We start from the raw sequence: 20,196 nt of genomic DNA, 5'->3' as shown, positions 1-20,196 counted from the left end.
CCTGAAGGGCGCGAACCAGTTGCCTTTGCTCATCGAAGGCGTCACATTCACCGACGGCGTAGCCACCAGCGTCGCCGAAAATCGCGCCGCTTGATCAGGCCGTATCACCCAAAATCCCGCATAGCTCCCGTCCCGGCTACATCAAACCATAGGTAAACCATGCTCATCATCGAGAAACTGCCCACTCGGTATTCCGAGGGGAGCGCTACCGTTGTGGCCAATGAAGTCACCGTCACCCCGACCGACGCGCTTTGGTACGGTAACGTCTGGGGTGACGATCTTTTCTTTGATCCGGCCCAGCCTCTCGTGCCGCCACAGCGGATCGCCTCGGTCAATGAGGATGGCACGCTGACGCTGGCCTATCCATGGCCGGGCGATACGATGACGGAGGCACCATACGAAGTCCGCTACATCGGCATCATCGAGCGGTCCACGGCCCAGACCCGGCGGGTTCTCGAGGAGCTTGGCAAGATCAGTCCGTATTATGACGTGCAGGTCGATACGCTTGCCGACCGCGACGATTATGATGACCGTCCCACCGGCTTTGCTGTTCTGGTAGCGGACACCGGCGATGGGCGGTCCGCGATCTATTCAAAGAACAGTGCGGCAAGCGGGGACTGGTCTGATCCGGCCTATGTGACAGGGCCAGCGGCTACTCTTGATGTGGGCTCGGTCACGCCGGTTGCGTTCGGCAATGATCCCGATGTGACGCTTACCCCTGTAGCGGGCGGGTATGAGTTCGATTTCGAGATGCCGGAGAACGCGACATTCCAGTCCGGAACGATCACGACCCTCGATCCGGGCGAGGATGCAACGTTCAGCCTTTCGCCTGTTGCGGGCGGATATGCGCTTAATCTCGGTGTTCCGCGCGGTCCTGCAGGGGATATCGATGGGGTGACTCCGTTCTGGCAGGGGCGGATTACGGTTGATGCGACGGCGGCGCAGGCGCGGGCGGGGTTGGGGGCTGGAGACGTTAGCGGCCCAGCCAGCGCAGGTGATGGCCACATCGCGCTTTTTGACGGCACCACGGGAAAGCTGCTCAAGGACAGTGGGTTAAAGCCGGAAGATATTGGCAGCGTCGATCAGCTCTTTACCGACGATTTGACAGCAGAGTTTGACGTCAATGAGAAAGCGCAGGCGCGGGCGAATATCCACTCTATCTCCAAAGACGCATCGGACGTCGGTGATGAGGCCGCGCAGGCTGTCTTCCGCGAGAATATTGGCGCGGCCCCCTTGCGCGGCCCGAAGGTGCAGGACTTTACCTTTGCCTGGATGGCTCACCGAGGCGCTCCAATGTATAACCCAGAGGAGACCGTTGCGTCGTATTCCGACTGTCTGGCACGCGGCTTTCCGATGATCGAGATGGACGCGCACATGTCGTCGGACGGGAATGTGTTTCTTGTCCATAGTCCCACACTAGATGGTGAGACAAACGGAACCGGAACGGTTGTTAGCAAATCGACCAGCCAACTCAAATCCTTGAGTGTAAAAGGGTATGGGTCGATACTAGGTGATGGGCAACCGTTGGCGACCCTGAGTGAAGTGTGTGAAGCGTTCAAGGATCGCGCTATCTTCGTCATTGAAGGGAAGATTGATGGCGTAATTCCGAGAATAATGGGCACTTTTGCGGCGCATGGGGTGGCGAAAGATCAGGCGATCATTTCTGATTTTACGATGTCCAGGCTCGCGCCGGCCATTAAGGAAGGGTACATCACAGAGGCTCTGAAACAAACGACTAGTGATTTGGGCGAAGCGCAATCGTTTATATCAGATGCCATCACCCTCGGAGTTGATCGGCTTGGTGTGAATCATCAATCATCCGGCACTGTGATTGCTGAATATGTAAGTTCGGGGCTGCCCGTGTCGGTGTTCACGGTTGATCGGCGTATTGATCGCGACAGAGTGTTAGGTCTTGGCGTAGCTGGAATCTACACAGACGATCCAGTGTACGTGTCTGCCGATGCACCCCTTTTTACCGAAGATCAGTTCCACCTCCAATCGTGGTTGCCGGGGATGCTGGGCGCGTCTAATGGGCGCGATGTTCGTGCAAGGGGCCGATTCTTCGATGGCGGATGGGGCTGGCCTACAGTCCCGGCGTCGAGTCCGGACTTCAATACGCTGGCCGTACTTCAAGGGTGGGCCTGCCCGGTGGTCGAGAACCCTGCCACCGATAGTTTTGAAATCGAGTTCACGGCCGAGTTTTATGGCGTGGCCAATACTGGACGCTGGTTCGGAATTTTTGTGGCTGACGAGTCGATGTTGGACGCGGAGATTATCAATAGTATTACCCTTTCACTTGCGAGTGAGAAGAGCATTTCTGGCCTCATCCGCCAAACAGGGGCTATGGAGCTGTATGTGCAAACGGGGACAACGATTGTCGGGAGCGGGTCCAGTTCGAGCGCTGCAATCAGCCTTAATAACCCTGTGCATGTGCGCTTTACCGTGACGCCATCGTCGTTCACCATGGCACGATTGGATGCGCCGGGCGGCAATGTCACACACTCGGTATCCAGCAGCGATGCGAGCCATCGCGGGGCCTATTTTCATCTGGCCGTGAACGAGGCGGCGGTCAAATTCTCCAACGTCAAGGTTATCGCGCTCTAGCAGCCTTGAGCTATTGCAGAATGGTAGCGGCCAGGTATCTTTGTGCTGCGATAAGACGAGACGCATAAGGGGGGCGATGTTGGGGGAGGCGTTGACGCATTCGAGCAGAATTGCGCCTCTGGATGGCGTACGAGCCGTCGCCGCATTGGTCGTCCTAGCCTTTCACGCCCAACTTCCGGGTTTCAAAGGGGCGTTCATCGGGGTCGACGTGTTCTTTGTGCTCAGTGGCTATGTGATTACTCGCAAGCTGCGGGGGGAGTTAGCCACAACGAGCCGTATCGATATGGGCCGGTTCATATGGGAGCGCATCGCGCGCCTGTGGCCGCTCCTTTTGCTGATGCTGACGGTGTTTGTAGCCGTCAGCCCCTGGCTTTATCCAGATGCTGACGTGCTCAAAGAGTTTGTTCTATCCGCCCTGTACGTTTCAGATTTTACTAGGGCGTACTGGCTCAAGCCTGATTACACTAACCACAGTTGGTCACTCGCTGTGGAAATGCAGTTCTATTTGCTCTGGCCATTGGTGCTAATTTTGCTCAGCCGGCGTCCGCGAGCAGCGCTGACGGTGCTTCTGGGGCTATTTGCTGCAGCCGCGCTGTGGCGGATAACGGTTTTCTTAGAGTCCGGCTGGGTCCGATCCTACTACGCTCTAGATACTCGCATGTCCGGACTCATTCTCGGGTCCGCCTTGGCGTTCGTGTCGTGGCGACCGGGTGAGGCGGTTGCGACATTTGCAGCATCGTGCGCTTTGGTAGTTTTGGCCCTGTGCGCAATGTATTTGAATGGAAACTTCGGGCGGGCCTCTGTTTGGGGTGGCGTTGTCGATCTGGCCACAGTTGTGCTGATTGCTTGTCTGACGGTCGAGCGTTCAGTGGTTGCTCGAATATTCGCATGGCAGCCACTTCTGCTGCTTGGTGCATGGTCATACGCAATCTACATCTGGCACTATCCCATCGCTCGCCTGACACGAGTGTCGTTCGATGGCTACACTTCCTTTGCGCTGACGCTGGTTTTGACCCTAATTCTCGCCGGAGTCAGCCACGAGTATTTTGAAAAACCGGTCGGGCGGTGGCTGCGGTCCTTGAGGGTAAGTCGAAGACTAAAGGCGGCATACGGAGACCGGCGCGGGTAGGTGAATGATCAACGCTCCGCGCGCCCTCCTACATCACAGAGGCTCAAACCTTGGACTTCCGCCATCCAGCGGCTCGCGCTTCGGCCTCGCTGCAAAACCAGCGCTCGCCATGTGAATAGCTGATCACCGTGTCATTGTAATAGCGCTGGCCGGGGACGTGGTAGATGCGCTCACCGCGTGTGTTGACGTTGCCTTTGATGACGCAATCGCCGGACTGAGCGAGCGTCGGCGCCGCTGAGAACGCAAGCGCCGCGACTGCCAGCAGACCGGCGAGTAAGAAGTTCAGTTTCATGAGCAATCCCCGGAGCCAAGGCGATTTAGATGCAAGGAAACATCTCTCGCCGCAGCAGTTCATCATCGATGACCTTGAGCCAATAATCCGACTTCTCGAAAATCGGTGCGGTTAAAGCTTCTTTGGCAGCGACCAGGTCATTATCGGAAAGTGATAGAACACGAATGCGACGGTCGATGTCATCAAGGCCGTCATGCAAGTTGAGAAGAAACTTTTGTCCCACCGGCGTCCACTCCAAGGTCGCCGGTGGTGTGAGGCAAAGCGGCGTCTCTGTCAATTATACATTAGGACGTAAGAGCAATGCGGATTAAATCCGCTGTATTACGTGCGCCGATCTTTTCCATGATCCGCGCTCTGTGCACCTCGACAGTTCTAGGTGATATCTTGAGCCGGATTCCTGCCTCTTTGTTCGAGAAGCCGTTGATGATCAGTTGGACAACTTCTCGCTCTCGCGGCGTGAGCTGTGGGAAACCGCGCACGATCACCTCGCGATGGCCGTTGACTGGTGGCATGACGTACGTGTTCGCGCGCATCAGTTCGCCGACGCTCTTGATCAGGCGTTCGGGATTGATCGGTGCTTGAAGTACATCATAGGCGCCGGCGCGCATGGCGGCGACGGTCTCATCAGTGGTGTAATCTTTAGCGATGAGGAAAACGCCGATACCGAGATATTGCGATCGAGCGATCTCAAGAAGTGCGGACGCGTTCTGTGCGTCGAGGCTTACGATGAGGGCGCTCACCGGGCCGCTTTCAAGCACGGATAGCGCGCTGGATGGGTCTCGGACCGGGATCACGTTGAAGCCCTCAAGTCGAAACAGGGTCACCAGCGCCTTGCTGTCCTCCTCGATATCGCAAGCGACAATTACGGTTCTTTCTCGATTCAGTGCGGGCCGGTAAACGACCTCGTTGCTTGCTGCATAGATTGCATCGCGGTGCTTTGGATCGATTCGCATCTTAATCTCCCCCTCATATGCAAAACTACTGTAGGCCGGAAATCGCCGTTTAACGATAGTACAAGTCCGTACCCGCAATCACGGCCATTTGATTGATATTGTATTCATGCATCTTCGCTCACTCTTGAGTCTCGCTTGGCGGACTCTCTATGCAATCTCGACATATTACCGACTTTGTTTTGCCATCTTTCAGGCCGTGCGCGGGCCGGTGAGGTCGAAAAGTATACATAGCGGTAAAGCTGAATTCTACTGTCCAGATTGTATCATCTGGCGCTCATAGCCGAGCAGCCTCTCTCCCACTCGATAGAATCACTACGAAAACAGGAGGCCGATATGGCCCGTGAATATCGCAACTGGCGGGATGTCCCCGCCAGCGTTTGGCGCTGGCCGAATTTCTCTCCTCAGGAGATCGCCTGCAAAGGCACAGGGCGGGTCAAGATCGACCCGGCGAGCATGGACGCGCTGCAAGCCCTCCGCACCCGTCTCGGCAAGCCGTTGCTCATTACGAGCGCCTATCGCTCGCCCGAGCACAATCGCGCGGTCGGCGGCGCGACGAACAGCCAGCACCTTTACGGCAAGGCGTTCGACGTGGTGATGACGAACCACAACCCGGTCACCTTCGAGGCAGTTGCCAAGGAGTGCGGCTTTCGCGGCATCGGGCACTATCCGGGCTCGAACTTCATGCACATCGATACGCGCGCCACGCCCGCCCGCTGGAAGGGGACGGGGCGCAACAATGCCTGGTTCCAGGCCCGGCCCGAGACGCCCGGATTTACCCCGCCCACGCGGTCGCCTGCACTGACCGAGACCGTCAAGGAGCTGGCCCCTGTCGTCTCGCCCATCATCGTCGGCGGCGGGGCCATCGCTCAAGGCAACGGGCCGGTGCAATGGGCAATTGGCCTTATCGCCGTGGTCGGGTTCGTCGCCGCCGTCTTCTGGTTCATGCAGCGCAAGCGGGGAGGCGAGAATGCTTGATCTGGCATGGTGGCTTATCCAGCACTGGTATCTCGTGCTGTTCGGGGCGGCGATTATGGTCGCTTACATCGTCGGTGGCTGGCGCGCGGCGCTGGCCGTCGCCACGCTGGGGGCAGGGGCACTCATCTACCGCAAGGGTGGATCGGATGCCGAAGCGCGCTATCGGCAGCGGCAGGAGCGCGCCAAGCGAGAGCGGGAGGAAGTCGAACAGAACGTCGGTGCCATGGGCGAGGAAGACGTGCAGCGGGAGTTGGGCAAATGGAACCGAGACTGATCCTTGCTACGCTGGCCGTGCTGCTGGTTTCGGCCTGCGCTTCGGCAGGCAGTTTTTGCGACATAAGCGCGCCGATCCGGCCATCATCCGAGGACGTGCTGACCGAAGGGACGGCGCGGCAAATCCTTGTTCATAACCAGACCGGAGCGGGTCTTTGCAGGTGGAGGCCGTGATGCAAGACTGGTGGCACCACATCGCCAATTCCGGCGCTGCCATGCTGACGGCGGGGGCAGGGGCCGTTCTTGGCATCCTGCTCGACTTCCGCCGTCATACATGGGCAACGGCGGGCCTCGCGCTCATATCAGGCGTCTTTGCCGCCTATGTCGGGACGGATGCTGTCGTGGGGCTCACTGGACTGCCAAGCAATGCGGTTGCCGCGCTGCTTGGCATATCGGGCCGAAACCTGATCGCGTGGCTGCTATCAGCCTCTCGCGATCCGCTCGCCGTTTGGGATCGGATCAGAGGCAAGAAGTGAACACCGTCACATGCCCGCTCTGCTCCAAGCCCATCCGCCACTGGCAACCCGCAAACATCGCCAAGCCCGGCAATGTCGAGGAAAGGACGCTGGTGATCATGTTCCGGTGCTGTGGGCAGGGTCACATGCTTGCCGCTGACTTCGAGGTCAGGGTGGTGCCTATCGGGTCTGCATCGTCCGAAGCTCGTCCAGAAGGGCAGGGTTGTCCTCGACCTCTTTGAGCACTGCCGCCTTCACCTCTGCCAGCGCTTCATCGAGCGTATCGGTTTCGCCAATCACCAGCCCGCTCCACATCGAAGCCCATTTCCATTTGCCTTCGCGTGGGCCCCATTCCTGACGCGTGATGCGGGCCACCGTGACGCCATCGCAGATCACAGCGCGGTCGGTGTCTCGTCGCTCTGGTGCATCAGCCCATGTAGGGCGGTGAGAGAAGTGCATCAATGCGCCCGTCGCTTTTGCTTGCCCGCAAAATCCTGCCACGCCTCAATGAGCAGCTCGATCGATTCCGCATTCTTGGGCACGTCTCTGGCGATCTGTTCGAGGATGGCGATTTCCTCGCTGACCTGCTTGAGCAGCCATTCCGGTTCGTCGCCGGTGCCTTCGGGCAGCGAACGGTACTTGTAGAGCGTCTGGCGGGAGAGCGTGACGCGGGCGAGGGGGTTGGGCTTGGTCATCTGGGCGTCCTTTCGCGGGCATCATAGCGCGGGGAAGGAGGGGTGGGGATAAGCTGACCGATGCGAGAACGCAAAAAGAACACCCGTGGGAGATTCCGTGGGACTTTCGGTTCCGATCTGTACCACATGGCACCGATCTTTCCGTTTCGTTCTTTTTGAGAGCAGGGCGCCTGAAACCCTGAGAACCCCAATAACCTTGGGAAGTTTTTGGTCGGAGCGGCCGGATTTGAACCGACGACCCTTTGTCCCCCAGACAAATGCGCTACCAGGCTGCGCTACGCCCCGACTTGGCACTTCACCTATATAATCGTGACGCGGAGTTCAAGTGCATTTGCGAATTATCAGGGGTGCGGGAGGAAGAGGGGTCGCCCTCCGCCTTGCCGGGTTCGCGGCAAACCCCGAATTGGAGATATTGGCGCCCCATATGATCCCGCGATCGCATAGGACGAGCCGGAAGCCGCGGAACGACCCATCATCAAGTTTGAGGGCGGTGAACGGCGCGTCGAACTCGTCGGGGAACGAGTCGGGGTGAGGAGGTCCAGCGCACAGCTCGATGCATTCGATGCAGGGCTCGCGGTCCGTTCGGGCGGTTTCGGTCGCCTTGGCGGTGCGCAGAGAGGCATGCGTCGTGGTGTCCTCAATAGGCGTTCTCGGAATTGAACAGGCTGAGCGGGGTCATGATGAGAATGTAAAGATCGAGCAGCACCGACCAGTTCTCGATGTAGTAAAGGTCGTGATCCACCCGCTGCATGATCTTCTCAACCGTATCGGTCTCGCCGCGCCAGCCGTTGATCTGCGCCCATCCGGTGATGCCGGGCTTGACCTTGTGGCGTGCGAAATAGCCATCGACCGCTTCGTGATAGAGCGTGTTGGCGGCCTTGGCCTCAAGGGCGTGGGGGCGGGGGCCCACGATGGAAAGCTCGCCCTTGAGGACGTTGAAAAGCTGCGGCAACTCGTCGATCGAGGCCTTGCGGATGAACCGGCCCACCGGTGTAACGCGGGGGTCGTCGCGCGTCACGAGCCGCGATGCCCTTGCGTCGGACATGTCGGTGTACATCGAGCGGAACTTGTAGATCTCGATCAGCTCGTTGTTGAACCCGTGGCGCTTCTGCTTGAAGAAAACCGGGCCCTTGCTGGTGGCCTTCACCGCAATCGCGGTTGCGATCATCACGGGCGAAAGCGCGATGATCGCCGCAAGCGCGACCGACTTGTCGAAAACCCACTTGAAGACCAGGTTCCAGTCCGAAATCGGCCGGTCGGCCATGTCGAAGACGGGCAGGTCGCCGACATAGGAATAGGTTTTGTCGGTAAAGCGCAGCTTGCTCATATGGGCCGACAGCCGGATATCGACCGGCAACACCCAGAGCTGGCGCAGCATTTCGAGCACGCGCGCTTCGGCTGAAAGCGGCATCGAGACAATCACGAGGTCGATCTTGGCACGGCGGGAAAATTCCACCAGATCCAAAACGCGCCCGAGCTTGCGCAGCCCCTTCACTTCATCGGGCGAACGCTCGCCGTCCCGGTCATCGAACAGTCCCACCAGTTCGATGTCCCCGTTGGTGCTCTTGTTGATGGCTTCGATCAGCGCCGCCGCTGCGTCGCCACCGCCCACGATAACGGTGCGGCGCTTGAGCCTTCCCGTAGCCGACCAGCGCAGGACGAGGTGGCGGAGCCCCAGCCGGAACACAAGGAGCGCCGCCGCGCCCGAAAGATACCAGCTCAGCAGCCAGACGCGGGAAACCATGTCCCCGGCCTTGAAGAGGAAAATGCCGACCATGAGGGTCAGGAACACCGCAGTCCAGCCGCCAAAGACGCGCAGGAGCTGTTTGACTGTAGTGCGATAGGCCGGCATGCGGTGGGTGCGGGCGAGGTTAAAGGCGATATTGGCGAGCAGCACCGCGCCAAGGATCAGCGGAATATAGAATTCGGGCGTAGCGCCCTCGACATAGACGGCAAAAATGACAAGCCCGAGAATGGCCAGGATTGCCGCTTCGATGAGTTGGGCCAGCCCGGAAATGACCGTGTGGGAATACCCCGTCTCGACCGGACGTGAGGCGACGATTTCGGCTTCGGGCGAAAGCCCGTCCTTGGTCGTCTGGCCGCCCGTATTCAGGTGATCGATAACGGCCTGCTTCGGATCGACCCGGAACATCGCGAACTATGCCTCTTCCCATTTATGGATTTTATGGGCGGCCATCATGTGTTCCAAGGTATGAAGACTAGGTGAAAACCTTAATGTAAATCCGGCATTACCGCTCTGTCAGCGTGCGATAAAGCGCCTCTATTTCGCTGGCCATCGGCCCCACCGCGAAACTCTGCGCCACATGGTCGCGGCGCGCCACGGCCTCGGTTTCCATGGTCTGGGGATTGTCGAGCCATGCCTGCATGGCCTCTCCGAGCGCTTCGACGGAATCGGGGGTGACGAGGCTGGGTGCGGTGGGCCCGAAAATCTCGTTTATCCCGCCCACATCGGTCGCGATGATGGGCCGGCCGGCAGCGGCGGCTTCGAGCACGATATAGGGCAGGGATTCTGCCCGCGACGGGACGACGACGCACTGACCGCGCGCAAACATGGTGCGCGCCGGTTGCACGCCCGCCAGTGTGACGCGGTCTTCGAGCCCGTGTCGTGCAATCAACGCCTGCAAGTGCTCCTTGTCGGGACCATCGCCTGCCATTACCAGCGTTGCGGGGTGGTCCAGCCGGGCCAGCGCTTCGATGATGAGATCGATACCCTTGAGCAGACGCAGTTCGCCCACGAAGACGAAATCGGCGGCGTCGGGGGATGGGACGACAGGCTCGAACTCGGACTCGCGCAAGCCATTGTGGATGACGAGGTTCATACAAGAGGGCGTCGCGATCTTCTCGGCAAAGACGCGCTGTCCATAGGTGCTCTCGAAAATGATCGCCTCGGTTGTCTTGAGCAGGTGGCGCTCGATGCTCATGAAGAGCGCGCCGGATAGCGTTCGGGTGTCGAAATGCAGCACGCCGCCATGGGGCGTATAGAGCGCGGCTACATCGCGATTGCCGATCCGCGCGATCCGAGCGCCGAACCCGCCCTTCGCGCCGTGACCGTGCAGAACGGTGACTCCGAGGTTGCGGGCGAGCCGCCGGATGCGCAGGGGCGTAACGAGATCGTTGGACCCCAATACGCGCGGCATCTTCATGCGGTGGATGCCGAGCCGGGCGAACTGCCGCAGCGCATCGAGCCGGGCCTCGGTCTGCGCATCGCTTGCAAGGCTGTCGACGACGATGCCGATCTCATGTCCCTTGCCCGCGAGAGCTTCGGTGAGATCGGCGACATGCCGGAACAAGCCGCCGACCGGCGCGCGCATGATCTGGAGAATGCGGATCGGTGCAATGCCGCCCATCAAAGCCAGCGTTCGGAGATGACCACGGTGTCGCCCGGCAGGATCGGGAAATCGAGGCCAACCGTGCCCTTGACCATCTCGGCGCCCTGCCGCCGATAAAGGATCGCGTTGTTGCGGTTGGCGGTTTCGGTGTGCCCGCCCGCCGCGCTGATCGCCGCACGCACGCTCATGCCATAGCTATAGGAGAACTGCCCCGAATTGCGCACCGCACCCTGAATGAAATAGGGCCTGTATTCGGCCACTTCCACCGCTACATTCGGGCTGCGCATGAACCCGTTGGCCAGCGCCCCCGTGATGCGCGACGCCAGCATCCCCGTGGTTGATCCGCGCGCCGGCACGGTGCCGATGAGCGGCATGGCTATCGCCCCGGAATCGTCGACGCGGTAGGTGTTGGTGAGATCGGGCTCCCCGAACACCGTGACACGCACAGCGTCCCCGCTGTCGAGCCCATAGGGTCCGGGCTGTTCGACCAGATACGTCGCCGGACGGCCATGCGCGCACGCTGCCAGAAACAGCGGCAAAAGCACCACAAACCACCTTGCAATACGCATCGCACAATCCTGACCCATAACCCGGCCAGAACTCCCACGTTATGGTTAAGATTCTCCTTACTCGAGACGGGCCGATCTTAACCGAATGCTTACCATGATGCTCCCATAAGAAAGGCTCAATAAGGGGCCGTGGTTAAATGAATGTTCCGGCAAATCTGGTCAACGAACCGGATGCCAGTATCGATGTTGGCGTGATCTTGGGGGCTGTGCTCCGGCGTTTGCCGCGCATTCTCCTCGCCACACTCATTGTTTGCGCCGCGACCTATGCGGCGTTGCTCTTTGTGCCCCGGGTCTATGAATCTTCCGCTGGCCTTTTGATCGAGCCACGCACCAATCCATTCACACGCGCCACCAACGATGTGCTGAGTGCAACGATCATCGTCGATGAGGCGACCGTTGCCAGCCAGATCGAACTCATCAGGTCGCGCGACACCATCGTTGCGGTGATCGACGAGGCCGGGTTGCGCGACGTGCCCGAATTTGCGGCCGGAGGAGGGCTCTTATCCTTCATCGGCCTGGGTGGCAGTCCGAGCGAGCAGGGGCTTATCGCGGCGGTCGCCGGCAGCCTCGATGTCGCCCAGGAGCGCAATTCGCGCCTCGTCTCCATCACCTTCCGCTCCGAGGACCCCGAGCTTGCGGCGCGTGTCGCCAATGCTTTTGCAAGGGTCCATGTCAATCGCCGCGCGGGCCAGCAGATTGCCGATACCGTCGAGGCGACGGGTTGGCTGGAACAGGAAATCGACCGCCTGAGCCGCAGCGTTTCCGAGGCGGAGCGGCGCGTTGCCGAATTCAGGGTCCAGAACGATCTGTTCACCGGTGCCAACAACACCTCGATCATCGATCAGGAACTCTCCAACTACACGGCCCAGATCACCGCGGCGGCCGAACGCAGCAGCGCCGCCGAAACGCGCGCGCAGACGATCCGTTCGCTGCTCGAATCGGGCCAGCCGGTAAACGGGGTCAGCGAGGTGCAGGCCTCGCCGGTCGTCCAGCAACTCAGCAACGAACTGGCGCGGCTGCAGGGCGAGCGTGCCCAGCGCTCCGCAACACTCCTCTCGAACCACCCCACCATCAGGGCTCTCGATGCCCAGATCGGTGAACTCAACACCCAGATCGCCGCCGAGGGGCGGCGTGTCGCCCAGGCGCTGGAGCGTCAGGCGCAGATGGAAGCCGATCTCGTCCAGTCGCTCGAGGGCGAACTGGCCCGCGCCAAGATTTCCGCCGGCTCCGCATCGCGCGATAACGTGACGCTGGCTGAACTCGAACGCGGAGCCACCGCCCAGCGCGATTTGCTTAACGCCTACCTGCTGCGCTTTACCGAGGCGACGGCGCGCTCGGACGCCAATTCGGCGCTGCCGGATGTGCGGATCGTCTCCCAGGCCGCGCCCACGGTCACCCCCGTTTTCCCGCGCACCGGTCTGATCCTCATCATCCTGGCCTTCGTCTCGATCGCCTTGCAAGTAGGCGCCATCATCTTCCGCGAGCTTTTGTCGGGACGGGCGCTCATAGAGTGGCCGCAGGCAGATACCGTGGCCGAAGATGCGTTCGAGACCCCGCCGCTTGACGAAACGCAACTCCCCGATGCCGAGGATGACGACGGCCAGCAGCCTGAAGTCCCCGAGCCGATCCGTATCACCGCGCCTGCGCCCAGCCGGTCCGATGTTGAGCTCGAATCTCTGGCGGCCACCATCCTTGCGGGCAATATGCGCCGCATCACCATCGCCTCGCTGGAGGGCTGGGAGGACAGTATCGGCCTTGCCGAGCGCCTGAGCGCGAAGCTGATCGACAGCGGGTTGAGCGTTGCCGAGATCGATGCCGCCAGCCGCCAGCAGGGAATCGAGCTGGGCTTGACCGATTTGTGCGCGGAAGAAGCCGATTTCGGCGATGTGGTGCACCGTGGCGTCGAAGAGCGCTTTGCGTTCGTGCCGTGGGGGCAGGGCGGTGCATTGCAGCGCAATACCGAGCGCGCGGCAACTCTGGTTGACGCGCTGGACGATATTTACGAGGCGGTCATCGTCGTGACCGGCGGGGTGGGGATGACCTCGGCCCTGCCGCTATTTTCCGGGGCTGGTGGCGCCTGCGCGCTGATCGCCCCCGAGGGGGCAGTGACGGATGGGGCGCGCAAGGAAATCGAAGCGCTCGGCTTTTCGCCCGTATTGCTGGTGACCGGCGGCGTCCGGCGCTCCGAAGTCGCCTGAAGGGCCGGGTAGAGCGTGTCGCGCTACGGACTGTTCAAGGCCGCGTTCGAGACGCTCTCGGCTCTGCGTCTGCCGCCGCTGATCCGGACATTCTCGGCCTGCCGGGGCGTGATCTTCACGCTCCACCGCGTACTCCCCGAGCCGCCCGCCGCCTTCGCGCCGAACGCGATTCTCCAGATAACGCCGGGTTTTCTGGAAGCCGTCATCCTCAAGGCCCGCGCGGCGGGTTTCGATATCGTATCGATGGACACGGCCATCGCCCGGCTACAAGAGCCGGACGCAAGGCCGTTCACTGTCCTCACCTTCGATGACGCCTATCGCGACAACCTCGTCCACGCGCTGCCGATCTTGCGCAAATACAATGTACCCTTCACGCTCTACGTCCCCACTGCTTTGGTGGACGGGGCAGGGGAGGTCTGGTGGCAGGCGCTGGAAGACATCGTGGCCGGCGGCAGCGGGACGCTTGAGGAGAAGTATGAGCGGTACAATGCGCTCTATTGGCACTACCGCAAGATTCCCGAAGCCCAACGAGTCGAGGAAATGTCGGCGCTCGCCCGGGAAAACGGCCTCGACCTTGCGGCCCATTGCCGGTCCCTCATCATGGGTTGGGATGAACTTCAAACCTTCGCCGATGAATCGCTCTGCACGATCGGTGCGCACACCATCCATCACTTCGAGCTTTCAAAGCTCGATGAAGCCGAAGCACGGTGGGAAATGGCGGGATCGGCCGATATCCTCAAAACTCGTTTCGGAACCCGCCCGCGCCATTTCTCCTACCCCATAGGCAGCCGGCAGGCGGCAGGCGAGCGGGAATATCGGCTGGCTTCCAAGGCCGGGTTTGAAAGCGCGGTGACGACGATACCGGGCGGGCTTTACCCGGCCCACGGCCAAGGCCTCCATGTCCTGCCGCGCATTTCTCTTAACGGCAATTTCCAGAACGAACGCTATATCGACGTGCTGCTGACCGGCGCGCTGTTCACGCAGATCGCGAAACTGGACAAGGGGCCGCGGCAATAGGCACGGCCGCCCTACATCTTCATGCGTCCGGCTTGACCATCCAGCGGATGACCGCGCGGGCGGGGAAAATCCAGGCGAGACCGAAGCAGACAAAGAAGATGAAGTGCCAGAGCTGCGAGGCGCCGACGAGGAACCAGTCGTAGAACCACATGCCGATAGTTGCCCAGACGATGAGCGACACGATCGTGATGATGGTTCCGACGGCTTTGCGTTGACGCTGGTTCAATCCGATACCGGCCTGCGGCGATTGGGGTTATTGTAAAAGTACACCGTAAACGATAGCAGATTGCCACGATCTCACAAACCCGGTTCGTGCCTTGACCGCCGTTTCTTCTCTCCCCGTCTATAACGAAACCCGCATCCGCCCGGTGCGCATATGGCTTTATGTGCTCGCGGCCATGGTGTTGCTGATGGTGCTTGTGGGCGGTGCGACGCGGCTAACCGAATCGGGGCTTTCGATCACGAGCTGGAAGCCGGTTTCAGGCATCCTGCCCCCGCTCTCCGATGCCGACTGGCAGGCCGAATTCGAGGCCTATCAGCAGATTCCGCAATATCAGCAGGAGTTTTCCGGCTGGATGGGCGTGAACGAGTTCAAGCTGATCTTCTGGTGGGAGTGGATACACCGCCTTCTCGGGCGGCTGCTTGGCTTTGCCTTTGCCATTCCTTTCGCCATCTTCCTCATCCAGAAGCGCATCCCGAAATCGTTGACATGGCCACTGGCCGGGCTGTTCGTGCTCGGTGGCTTCCAGGGGTTTCTCGGCTGGTGGATGGTTACGTCCGGCCTCTCGGATCTGGCTTACGTCTCTCAGTACCGCCTGGCAGTGCACCTTGCGGCGGCCTGTGTACTCTGGGTTGCGCTGCTCTGGGTCGCGCGAAGCCTGCATGAACCGATAAAGGGGGGGCAACCTTCTTCGGGCTGGGTGCTGGCGCTCTGGGGGCTGTTGGCATTGGTATTCGTCCAGATTGTCGCGGGGGCCTTCGTGGCCGGCCTGTTCGCTGGCGCGGCCTACAACACATGGCCGCTGATGGACGGACGGCTGATCCCCACGGGCCTTTACGGCATCGTTCCGTTCTGGGTGAACCTGTTTGAAGACGTACTCACGGTGCAGTTCAACCATCGCCTCATAGCCTACGGTCTTACCCTTTACGTTCTGGCGATGTGGTGGGTGGGGCGCAAGTCACCGGGCTTTGCGGGGGTGCATGGATGGCTGCCGCGCATCGCGTTGATCACTGTCTTGCAGGTCGTTCTGGGGGTCGCGACCCTGCTCACGGTCGTCAGTATTCCGATCGCGCTCGGTCATCAGGCGTTGGCCTTCATGTTGATCGGAATGGTGACGGCCTATCTGGCTGATATCAAAAGACTTTATTGACGGTATTATAATACCGAGTAGCTAGTGCACTGAAATCAAACGATAATTTAAATGTGCTTGACGGCATTTTCGCGCGCCTGTAAGACGCGCAGCGAATGGGACGTTTCTCAGACGTCCGACGGGAGGCCGCCGGTTCCGGCGGCTTTGTTCCGTCAAAGAGTCACCGAAGGAACAAGAACAATGAAAACCTACTCCGCCAAGGCTGGCGAGATCGAGAAGAAGTGGGTTCTGATCGACGCGGAAGGCCTTGTGGTTGGCCGTCTCGCCGCGATCATCGCGACCCGCTTGCGCGGCAAGCACCTGCCGACCTTCACGCCGAACCAGGACATGGGCGATAACGTCATCGTCATCAATGCCGACAAGGTGAAGTTCACCGGCAACAAGCTCGATGATAAGCGCTTCTACTGGCACACCGGCTACCCGGGCGGCATCAAGGACCGCACCATGCGCCAGTTGCTCGAAGGGCGTTTCCCCGAGCGCGTCGTCGAGAATGCCGTGCGCCGCATGATGCCCGGCGGTCCGCTGTCCCGCGCCCAGTTGAAGAACCTGCGCGTCTATGCCGGTGCCGAGCATCCCCATGAAGCCCAGCAGCCTCAGGTGCTCGACGTTGCCGCGCTCAACACCAAGAATGTGAGGGTGAAGTAATATGTCCGAGACCACCATCAACACCCTCGAAGACCTCGGGACCGCGACCCAGACCGAAGTGTCCGATGCGCCCGTGCGCGTACAGAAGATCGACGCGCAGGGCCGTGCCTACGCCACCGGCAAGCGCAAGGACGCCGTTGCCCGCGTGTGGGTCAAGCCCGGTTCGGGCAAGGTCACGATCAATGGCCGGGAACTGGCGACGTATTTCGCCCGTCCGGTTCTCCAGATGATCGTGCAGCAGCCTATCGTCGCCACTGAACGCGTCGACCAGTTCGACGTTGTCGCAACGGTCGCCGGCGGCGGTCTTTCCGGCCAGGCCGGTGCGGTGCGCCACGGCATCTCCCAGGCGCTGACCCATTACGAGCCCGCGCTTCGCAGCGTACTCAAGAAAGGTGGCTTCCTGACCCGCGACAGCCGTGTGGTCGAGCGCAAGAAGTACGGCCGCGCCAAGGCCCGCCGTTCGTTCCAGTTCTCGAAGCGCTAAGTTTCGCAAAATACAAGCCAAGTTAGGAAAAGGCCCGCTTCGGCGGGCTTTTTTTGTCGGGACCAGCCTAGGCAATCCGTTATATCGACCTATATAGGGCTCCCTATGCCGGAGGGCGGACAATGAACATGCACGTAGAGACTGCGCAACCCGCGGTCTCGATCTCCAATCTTTCCAAAACATACGATACCGGTTTCGAGGCGCTCAAAAGCGTCAACCTCGACATACGCAAGGGAGAAATCTTTGCGCTGCTGGGGCCGAACGGCGCGGGCAAGACGACACTTATCGGGTCTGTCTGCGGCCTCGTGAACCCGACCTCGGGAACGATCCTCGTCAACGGGCACGACGTCATCGAGGAGTTCCGCAAGACACGCGCGGTGATCGGACTGGTGCCGCAGGAGTTGACCGGCGAGCGCTACGAAACGGTCTGGGACAACGTCTCGTTTACGCGCGGGTTGTTCGGCAAGCCGCGCAACGATGCGCTGGTCGAAAAGATCCTCAAGGACCTTTCGCTCTGGGACAAGCGCAAGGAGCGGGTGATCACGCTGTCGGGCGGCATGAAGCGGCGCGTGCTGATCGCCAAGGCCATGAGCCACCAACCCGCTATCCTGTTTCTCGATGAACCGACCGCTGGCGTCGATGTGGAACTGCGCCGCGACATGTGGCGGGTGGTGCGCGATTTGAAGGAAAGCGGCGTCACCATCATCCTCACCACCCACTACATCGAGGAAGCCGAGGAAATGGCCGACCGGATCGGGATCATCTCCAACGGCGAGATCATTCTGGTCGAGGAAAAGAACGAGCTTATGGCCAAGCTCGGCAAGAAGGACCTCACGATCGAACTGCAGGACCCAATCGCAACGCTGCCCGAACATCTTGTATCGCTGGGCCTGCGGCTTGAACGGGAGGGTACCCAGCTCGTCCACTCCTATGACACGCAGGCCGAGCGCACCGGCATCGCCAGCCTCATGGCCGCCGTCAGTGCCGAAGGATTGCGGATCAGGGATCTGAGCACATCCCAGAGTTCGCTCGAGGACATCTTCATCGGCCTTCTGAGGGACCGGACATGAATCTTTACGCGATCAAAGCCATCTATACCTTTGAAATGGCACGCTGGTGGCGCACCGCGCTCCAGTCGGTGGTTTCCCCAGTCGTATCGACCTCGCTCTATTTCGTGGTGTTCGGCGCGGCTATCGGCTCGCGCATCGATTCGGTCGAAGGGGTGAGTTATGGCGCGTTCATCGTGCCGGGCCTGATCATGCTGTCGCTGCTCCAGCAGTCGATCTCCAACGCATCGTTCGGCATCTACTTTCCGAAATTCTCCGGCACGATCTACGAAATCCTGTCCGCCCCCATTTCCCACGTGGAAACGGTGATCGCCTATGTCGGCGCTGCGGCCACCAAATCGGTGATCCTGTCGCTCATCATGCTGGCAACGGCGGGCTTTTTCGTCGACCTCACCATCGCCCATCCCGTCTGGATGGTCGTTTTCCTCATCCTCACCGCGACGACCTTCTCGCTGATCGGCTTCATCATCGGCATCTGGGCGGACGGGTTCGAGAAGCTGCAACTGTTTCCGTTACTGATCGTCACGCCTCTGGCCTTTCTCGGCGGCACCTTCTATTCGATCACCATGCTGCCCCCGGTCTGGCAGACCATTTCGCTTTTCAACCCCGTGGTTTACCTGGTGAGCGGTTTTCGCTGGTCCTTTTACGGGGTGGCCGATGTGGATATCGTTGTCAGTCTCGGGATGACGCTGGGCTTTCTTGCCGCCGCGCTCACGGTCGTCACCTGGATGTTCCGCACCGGGTACAAGCTCAGGACGTGACCGCTTGGCGCCAGCGCGCCGCGTAATCGGCAAGCGCAGGCTCGGGCGCATGACGGGCGCCCGGCGCTTGCGGGGCCGCCGCGCCCAAGTCCAGCAGCATCGCGGCGCCGATGCTCGTCCCGGTTGCGCTGGCGGAAATCTCGACGGCGCGCCCCGAGGCAGCGGCCAGCATCCGGCAATAGGCGCCATTGCGGGCGAACGGGCCCTCGACGATGACGGGGCCTTGCCCGCTGGTCATCGCCAGACTGTCGGCTGTCATCAGCGCAAGATAATAGGATATGGCCGCAACCCTCTCGGTATCGGAAAGCAAGGCCGGATCGACGGTCCATGACGATTGCCGGTCGGGGTAGGGGCCGCACCCCCGGACAACCGAAGGCAGCAGCATGATCTCTCCTGCCGCGATGCTCTGCTCGGCGATCGCATCGGGCGCAGCCTCGATGCCTTGGGTGAGCATCGAATATTCCCTCCCGCCCATGAAGCGCGCGGAAGGCACAGCGCGGCCCAGCGCATCGATATTGGCAAGGCAGTCCCGGGCCGGATCGAGCTTGTCGAGTCCTGCCCCCGGCGATGCACTGATGACCCAGGTCCCCGTCGAAACGACCGAGAACGCGCCATCCTGCCCCACGATATGCGGAACGAGCGAGGCGTTGGAATCGTGGATGCCGCACAGCACCGGAACGTCGCCGGCAAGCTCCAGTTCGGCGGCAAGAGCCGGTTTGACCGGTCCGAGCCTGTCTCCCGCCCGGCGCAGCGGGGGAAACTTGTCCCGCCAGCCTTGCGATGTCACCAGCGACGACCATGACCAATGAGGAAAATCCCAAAGGTCCGTGTGGCAGCCGAGCGAAGTTGATTCGCTCGCGGCAATACCAGTCAGCAGGAAGGCCCAGTATTGCGGATAGGTCAGAATCCAGCGCGTGCGTCTGAAGGCGTCGGGAAAGGCGCGCGCCTGATAGAAAAGCTGTGCCCCCAGATTGAGCCCCTGCGGCAATCGCGGGGTGAAACCGGTGGCAAAATCGGGCCGGACCGCTTCGTACTCCTGTGCAAAAATCTCAGGTAGGCCGCTCTCATAGTCGAGAACCGGCAGCGCCAGTTGGCCCTGGTCATCGACCAGCGCCGCGCTGGCGCCATGGGTCGTGATCGAAATGGCGGCAAGAGGATGGCTGGCGTTGAGATCGCGGATCGCCGAATAAAGAAATTTCCGGATCGCCCTGATGTCGTAGTGCGGGTAGGGCGGACCTTCGACCACCGTGTTGGGGGTCGTGCGCACCGCGACCTCTGCCATTGTCTCGCGATCGACAACGGCGAATTTTGCGTTGGTCTTGCCGATATCGATGACGCCGACGAACCGCATTGTCTGGT

The 20,196-nt window shown here is 60.6% G+C and carries 23 protein-coding genes and 1 tRNA gene; 13 read left to right on the top strand and 11 right to left on the bottom strand.

The window, feature by feature from the left end; all coding sequences use genetic code 11:
- Positions 1–159 precede the first annotated feature (159 nt).
- Both DQG18_RS08360 and DQG18_RS08355 read left to right on the top strand, forming a co-directional pair.
- Positions 160–2,604, top strand: a complete 2,445-nt coding sequence (locus tag DQG18_RS08360; protein WP_116653762.1) for a glycerophosphodiester phosphodiesterase — start codon at positions 160–162, stop codon at positions 2,602–2,604.
- A gap of 91 nt (positions 2,605–2,695) precedes the next feature.
- Positions 2,696–3,733 carry an acyltransferase family protein gene (locus tag DQG18_RS08355; protein ID WP_157970064.1) on the top strand — a complete coding sequence of 346 codons (1,038 nt, stop codon included), beginning with the start codon at positions 2,696–2,698 and terminating at the stop codon, positions 3,731–3,733.
- 43 nt (positions 3,734–3,776) lie between these two features.
- Here the strand turns inward: DQG18_RS08355 and DQG18_RS08350 are convergent, their stop codons facing one another.
- Genes DQG18_RS08350 through DQG18_RS08345 form a run of 3 tightly spaced genes read right to left on the bottom strand, consistent with a single transcriptional unit; the run spans position 3,777 to position 4,978 of the window.
- Positions 3,777–4,025, bottom strand: a complete 249-nt coding sequence (locus tag DQG18_RS08350; RefSeq protein ID WP_245958407.1) for a sunset domain-containing protein — start codon at positions 4,023–4,025, stop codon at positions 3,777–3,779.
- Between the two features lie 25 nt (positions 4,026–4,050).
- A complete protein-coding gene (locus tag DQG18_RS16040) occupies positions 4,051–4,302 on the bottom strand; it encodes a hypothetical protein (protein WP_157970063.1) in 252 nt (83 codons plus the stop codon).
- A gap of 7 nt (positions 4,303–4,309) precedes the next feature.
- On the bottom strand, positions 4,310–4,978 hold the full coding sequence (locus DQG18_RS08345; protein WP_116653760.1) for a response regulator transcription factor: 669 nt from the start codon (positions 4,976–4,978) through the stop codon (positions 4,310–4,312).
- 333 nt (positions 4,979–5,311) lie between these two features.
- On the opposite strand from DQG18_RS08345, the gene DQG18_RS08340 reads away from it, so the two are divergent.
- The 4 genes from DQG18_RS08340 to DQG18_RS08325 are packed head-to-tail and all read left to right on the top strand — an operon-like array spanning position 5,312 to position 6,702.
- A complete protein-coding gene (locus DQG18_RS08340) occupies positions 5,312–5,953 on the top strand; it encodes a YcbK family protein (RefSeq protein ID WP_116653759.1) in 642 nt (213 codons plus the stop codon).
- On the top strand, positions 5,946–6,227 hold the full coding sequence (locus DQG18_RS08335) for a hypothetical protein (RefSeq protein ID WP_116653758.1): 282 nt from the start codon (positions 5,946–5,948) through the stop codon (positions 6,225–6,227). Before DQG18_RS08340 ends, DQG18_RS08335 begins: the two co-directional genes overlap by 8 nt.
- Complete coding sequence (locus DQG18_RS08330) at positions 6,212–6,400, top strand: hypothetical protein (RefSeq protein WP_116653757.1); 189 nt, start codon at positions 6,212–6,214, stop codon at positions 6,398–6,400. Before DQG18_RS08335 ends, DQG18_RS08330 begins: the two co-directional genes overlap by 16 nt.
- Positions 6,400–6,702, top strand: coding sequence for a hypothetical protein (locus DQG18_RS08325; RefSeq protein ID WP_116653756.1), 303 nt, complete (start codon positions 6,400–6,402; stop codon positions 6,700–6,702). Before DQG18_RS08330 ends, DQG18_RS08325 begins: the two co-directional genes overlap by 1 nt.
- Positions 6,703–6,861: 159 nt before the next feature.
- On the opposite strand, the gene DQG18_RS08320 is transcribed toward DQG18_RS08325, so the two are convergent.
- From DQG18_RS08320 to DQG18_RS08295, 6 genes are all read right to left on the bottom strand, one after another.
- A complete protein-coding gene (locus tag DQG18_RS08320) occupies positions 6,862–7,056 on the bottom strand; it encodes a hypothetical protein (protein WP_157970062.1) in 195 nt (64 codons plus the stop codon).
- 83 nt (positions 7,057–7,139) lie between these two features.
- Entirely contained in the window at positions 7,140–7,376 is a 237-nt protein-coding gene (locus DQG18_RS08315; protein ID WP_116653754.1) for a hypothetical protein, read from the bottom strand.
- 208 nt (positions 7,377–7,584) lie between these two features.
- Positions 7,585–7,661: transfer RNA gene (locus DQG18_RS08310), tRNA-Pro, on the bottom strand.
- A 352-nt stretch (positions 7,662–8,013) separates the two neighbouring features.
- Positions 8,014–9,528, bottom strand: a complete 1,515-nt coding sequence (locus DQG18_RS08305; RefSeq protein WP_116653753.1) for an undecaprenyl-phosphate glucose phosphotransferase — start codon at positions 9,526–9,528, stop codon at positions 8,014–8,016.
- A gap of 97 nt (positions 9,529–9,625) precedes the next feature.
- Positions 9,626–10,744: a glycosyltransferase family 4 protein gene (locus DQG18_RS08300; RefSeq protein ID WP_116653752.1), complete on the bottom strand. Its 1,119-nt coding sequence runs from the start codon at positions 10,742–10,744 to the stop codon at positions 9,626–9,628.
- The gene (locus DQG18_RS08295; RefSeq protein WP_198669708.1) at positions 10,744–11,295 is read right to left on the bottom strand and encodes a polysaccharide biosynthesis/export family protein; all 552 of its coding nucleotides are present in this window, start codon (positions 11,293–11,295) and stop codon (positions 10,744–10,746) included. The genes DQG18_RS08300 and DQG18_RS08295 overlap by 1 nt, the downstream gene beginning before the upstream one ends.
- 137 nt (positions 11,296–11,432) lie before the next feature.
- On the opposite strand from DQG18_RS08295, the gene DQG18_RS08290 reads away from it, so the two are divergent.
- Together DQG18_RS08290 and DQG18_RS08285 are read left to right on the top strand one after the other, a co-directional pair.
- On the top strand, positions 11,433–13,493 hold the full coding sequence (locus DQG18_RS08290; RefSeq protein WP_116653750.1) for a GumC family protein: 2,061 nt from the start codon (positions 11,433–11,435) through the stop codon (positions 13,491–13,493).
- A 15-nt stretch (positions 13,494–13,508) separates the two neighbouring features.
- Complete coding sequence (locus DQG18_RS08285) at positions 13,509–14,510, top strand: polysaccharide deacetylase family protein (RefSeq protein WP_116653749.1); 1,002 nt, start codon at positions 13,509–13,511, stop codon at positions 14,508–14,510.
- A gap of 19 nt (positions 14,511–14,529) precedes the next feature.
- On the opposite strand, the gene DQG18_RS08280 is transcribed toward DQG18_RS08285, so the two are convergent.
- Entirely contained in the window at positions 14,530–14,736 is a 207-nt protein-coding gene (locus tag DQG18_RS08280; protein WP_157970061.1) for a DUF2842 domain-containing protein, read from the bottom strand.
- A gap of 91 nt (positions 14,737–14,827) precedes the next feature.
- On the opposite strand from DQG18_RS08280, the gene DQG18_RS08275 reads away from it, so the two are divergent.
- The 5 genes from DQG18_RS08275 to DQG18_RS08255 all read left to right on the top strand — a co-directional run bounded on the left by DQG18_RS08275 (position 14,828) and on the right by DQG18_RS08255 (position 18,837).
- Entirely contained in the window at positions 14,828–15,880 is a 1,053-nt protein-coding gene (locus DQG18_RS08275) for a COX15/CtaA family protein (protein ID WP_245958406.1), read from the top strand.
- A 180-nt stretch (positions 15,881–16,060) separates the two neighbouring features.
- Complete coding sequence (gene rplM / locus DQG18_RS08270; protein ID WP_116653747.1) at positions 16,061–16,525, top strand: 50S ribosomal protein L13; 465 nt, start codon at positions 16,061–16,063, stop codon at positions 16,523–16,525.
- Position 16,526: 1 nt separating this feature from the next.
- Positions 16,527–17,009, top strand: a complete 483-nt coding sequence (rpsI, locus tag DQG18_RS08265; protein ID WP_116653746.1) for a 30S ribosomal protein S9 — start codon at positions 16,527–16,529, stop codon at positions 17,007–17,009.
- A 122-nt stretch (positions 17,010–17,131) separates the two neighbouring features.
- The gene (locus DQG18_RS08260) at positions 17,132–18,079 is read left to right on the top strand and encodes an ABC transporter ATP-binding protein (protein WP_116653745.1); all 948 of its coding nucleotides are present in this window, start codon (positions 17,132–17,134) and stop codon (positions 18,077–18,079) included.
- Entirely contained in the window at positions 18,076–18,837 is a 762-nt protein-coding gene (locus DQG18_RS08255; protein ID WP_116653744.1) for an ABC transporter permease, read from the top strand. The genes DQG18_RS08260 and DQG18_RS08255 overlap by 4 nt, the downstream gene beginning before the upstream one ends.
- Here DQG18_RS08255 and DQG18_RS08250 read toward each other — a convergent pair.
- Positions 18,827–20,188, bottom strand: a complete 1,362-nt coding sequence (locus DQG18_RS08250) for an FGGY-family carbohydrate kinase (RefSeq protein WP_116653743.1) — start codon at positions 20,186–20,188, stop codon at positions 18,827–18,829. The two genes, DQG18_RS08255 and DQG18_RS08250, sit on opposite strands and share 11 nt — an antisense overlap.
- Between the last annotated feature and the right edge of the window lie 8 nt (positions 20,189–20,196).

Source organism: Pelagibacterium sediminicola, assembly GCF_003390885.1.
In the GTDB taxonomy this organism is placed as follows: domain Bacteria; phylum Pseudomonadota; class Alphaproteobacteria; order Rhizobiales; family Devosiaceae; genus Pelagibacterium; species Pelagibacterium sediminicola.
The sequence above is the reverse complement of the archived record's forward strand: the minus strand, read 5'-3'. Positions and strand labels throughout refer to the sequence as shown.

What these genes read in the sequence shown, in the direction of transcription:
- DQG18_RS08360 (WP_116653762.1), top strand. Translation starts at nt 160, where the DNA reads ATGCTCATCATCGAGAAACTGCCCACTCGGTATTCCGAGGGGAGCGCT.
- DQG18_RS08350 (WP_245958407.1), bottom strand. Translation starts at nt 4,025, where the DNA reads ATGAAACTGAACTTCTTACTCGCCGGTCTGCTGGCAGTCGCGGCGCTT.
- DQG18_RS08345 (WP_116653760.1), bottom strand. Translation starts at nt 4,978, where the DNA reads ATGCGAATCGATCCAAAGCACCGCGATGCAATCTATGCAGCAAGCAAC.
- DQG18_RS08340 (WP_116653759.1), top strand. Translation starts at nt 5,312, where the DNA reads ATGGCCCGTGAATATCGCAACTGGCGGGATGTCCCCGCCAGCGTTTGG.
- DQG18_RS08335 (WP_116653758.1), top strand. Translation starts at nt 5,946, where the DNA reads ATGCTTGATCTGGCATGGTGGCTTATCCAGCACTGGTATCTCGTGCTG.
- DQG18_RS08330 (WP_116653757.1), top strand. Translation starts at nt 6,212, where the DNA reads ATGGAACCGAGACTGATCCTTGCTACGCTGGCCGTGCTGCTGGTTTCG.
- DQG18_RS08325 (WP_116653756.1), top strand. Translation starts at nt 6,400, where the DNA reads ATGCAAGACTGGTGGCACCACATCGCCAATTCCGGCGCTGCCATGCTG.
- DQG18_RS08315 (WP_116653754.1), bottom strand. Translation starts at nt 7,376, where the DNA reads ATGACCAAGCCCAACCCCCTCGCCCGCGTCACGCTCTCCCGCCAGACG.
- DQG18_RS08305 (WP_116653753.1), bottom strand. Translation starts at nt 9,528, where the DNA reads ATGTTCCGGGTCGATCCGAAGCAGGCCGTTATCGATCACCTGAATACG.
- DQG18_RS08300 (WP_116653752.1), bottom strand. Translation starts at nt 10,744, where the DNA reads ATGGGCGGCATTGCACCGATCCGCATTCTCCAGATCATGCGCGCGCCG.
- DQG18_RS08295 (WP_198669708.1), bottom strand. Translation starts at nt 11,295, where the DNA reads ATGCGTATTGCAAGGTGGTTTGTGGTGCTTTTGCCGCTGTTTCTGGCA.
- DQG18_RS08290 (WP_116653750.1), top strand. Translation starts at nt 11,433, where the DNA reads ATGAATGTTCCGGCAAATCTGGTCAACGAACCGGATGCCAGTATCGAT.
- rplM (WP_116653747.1), top strand. Translation starts at nt 16,061, where the DNA reads ATGAAAACCTACTCCGCCAAGGCTGGCGAGATCGAGAAGAAGTGGGTT.
- rpsI (WP_116653746.1), top strand. Translation starts at nt 16,527, where the DNA reads ATGTCCGAGACCACCATCAACACCCTCGAAGACCTCGGGACCGCGACC.
- DQG18_RS08260 (WP_116653745.1), top strand. Translation starts at nt 17,132, where the DNA reads ATGAACATGCACGTAGAGACTGCGCAACCCGCGGTCTCGATCTCCAAT.
- DQG18_RS08255 (WP_116653744.1), top strand. Translation starts at nt 18,076, where the DNA reads ATGAATCTTTACGCGATCAAAGCCATCTATACCTTTGAAATGGCACGC.
- DQG18_RS08250 (WP_116653743.1), bottom strand. Translation starts at nt 20,188, where the DNA reads ATGCGGTTCGTCGGCGTCATCGATATCGGCAAGACCAACGCAAAATTC.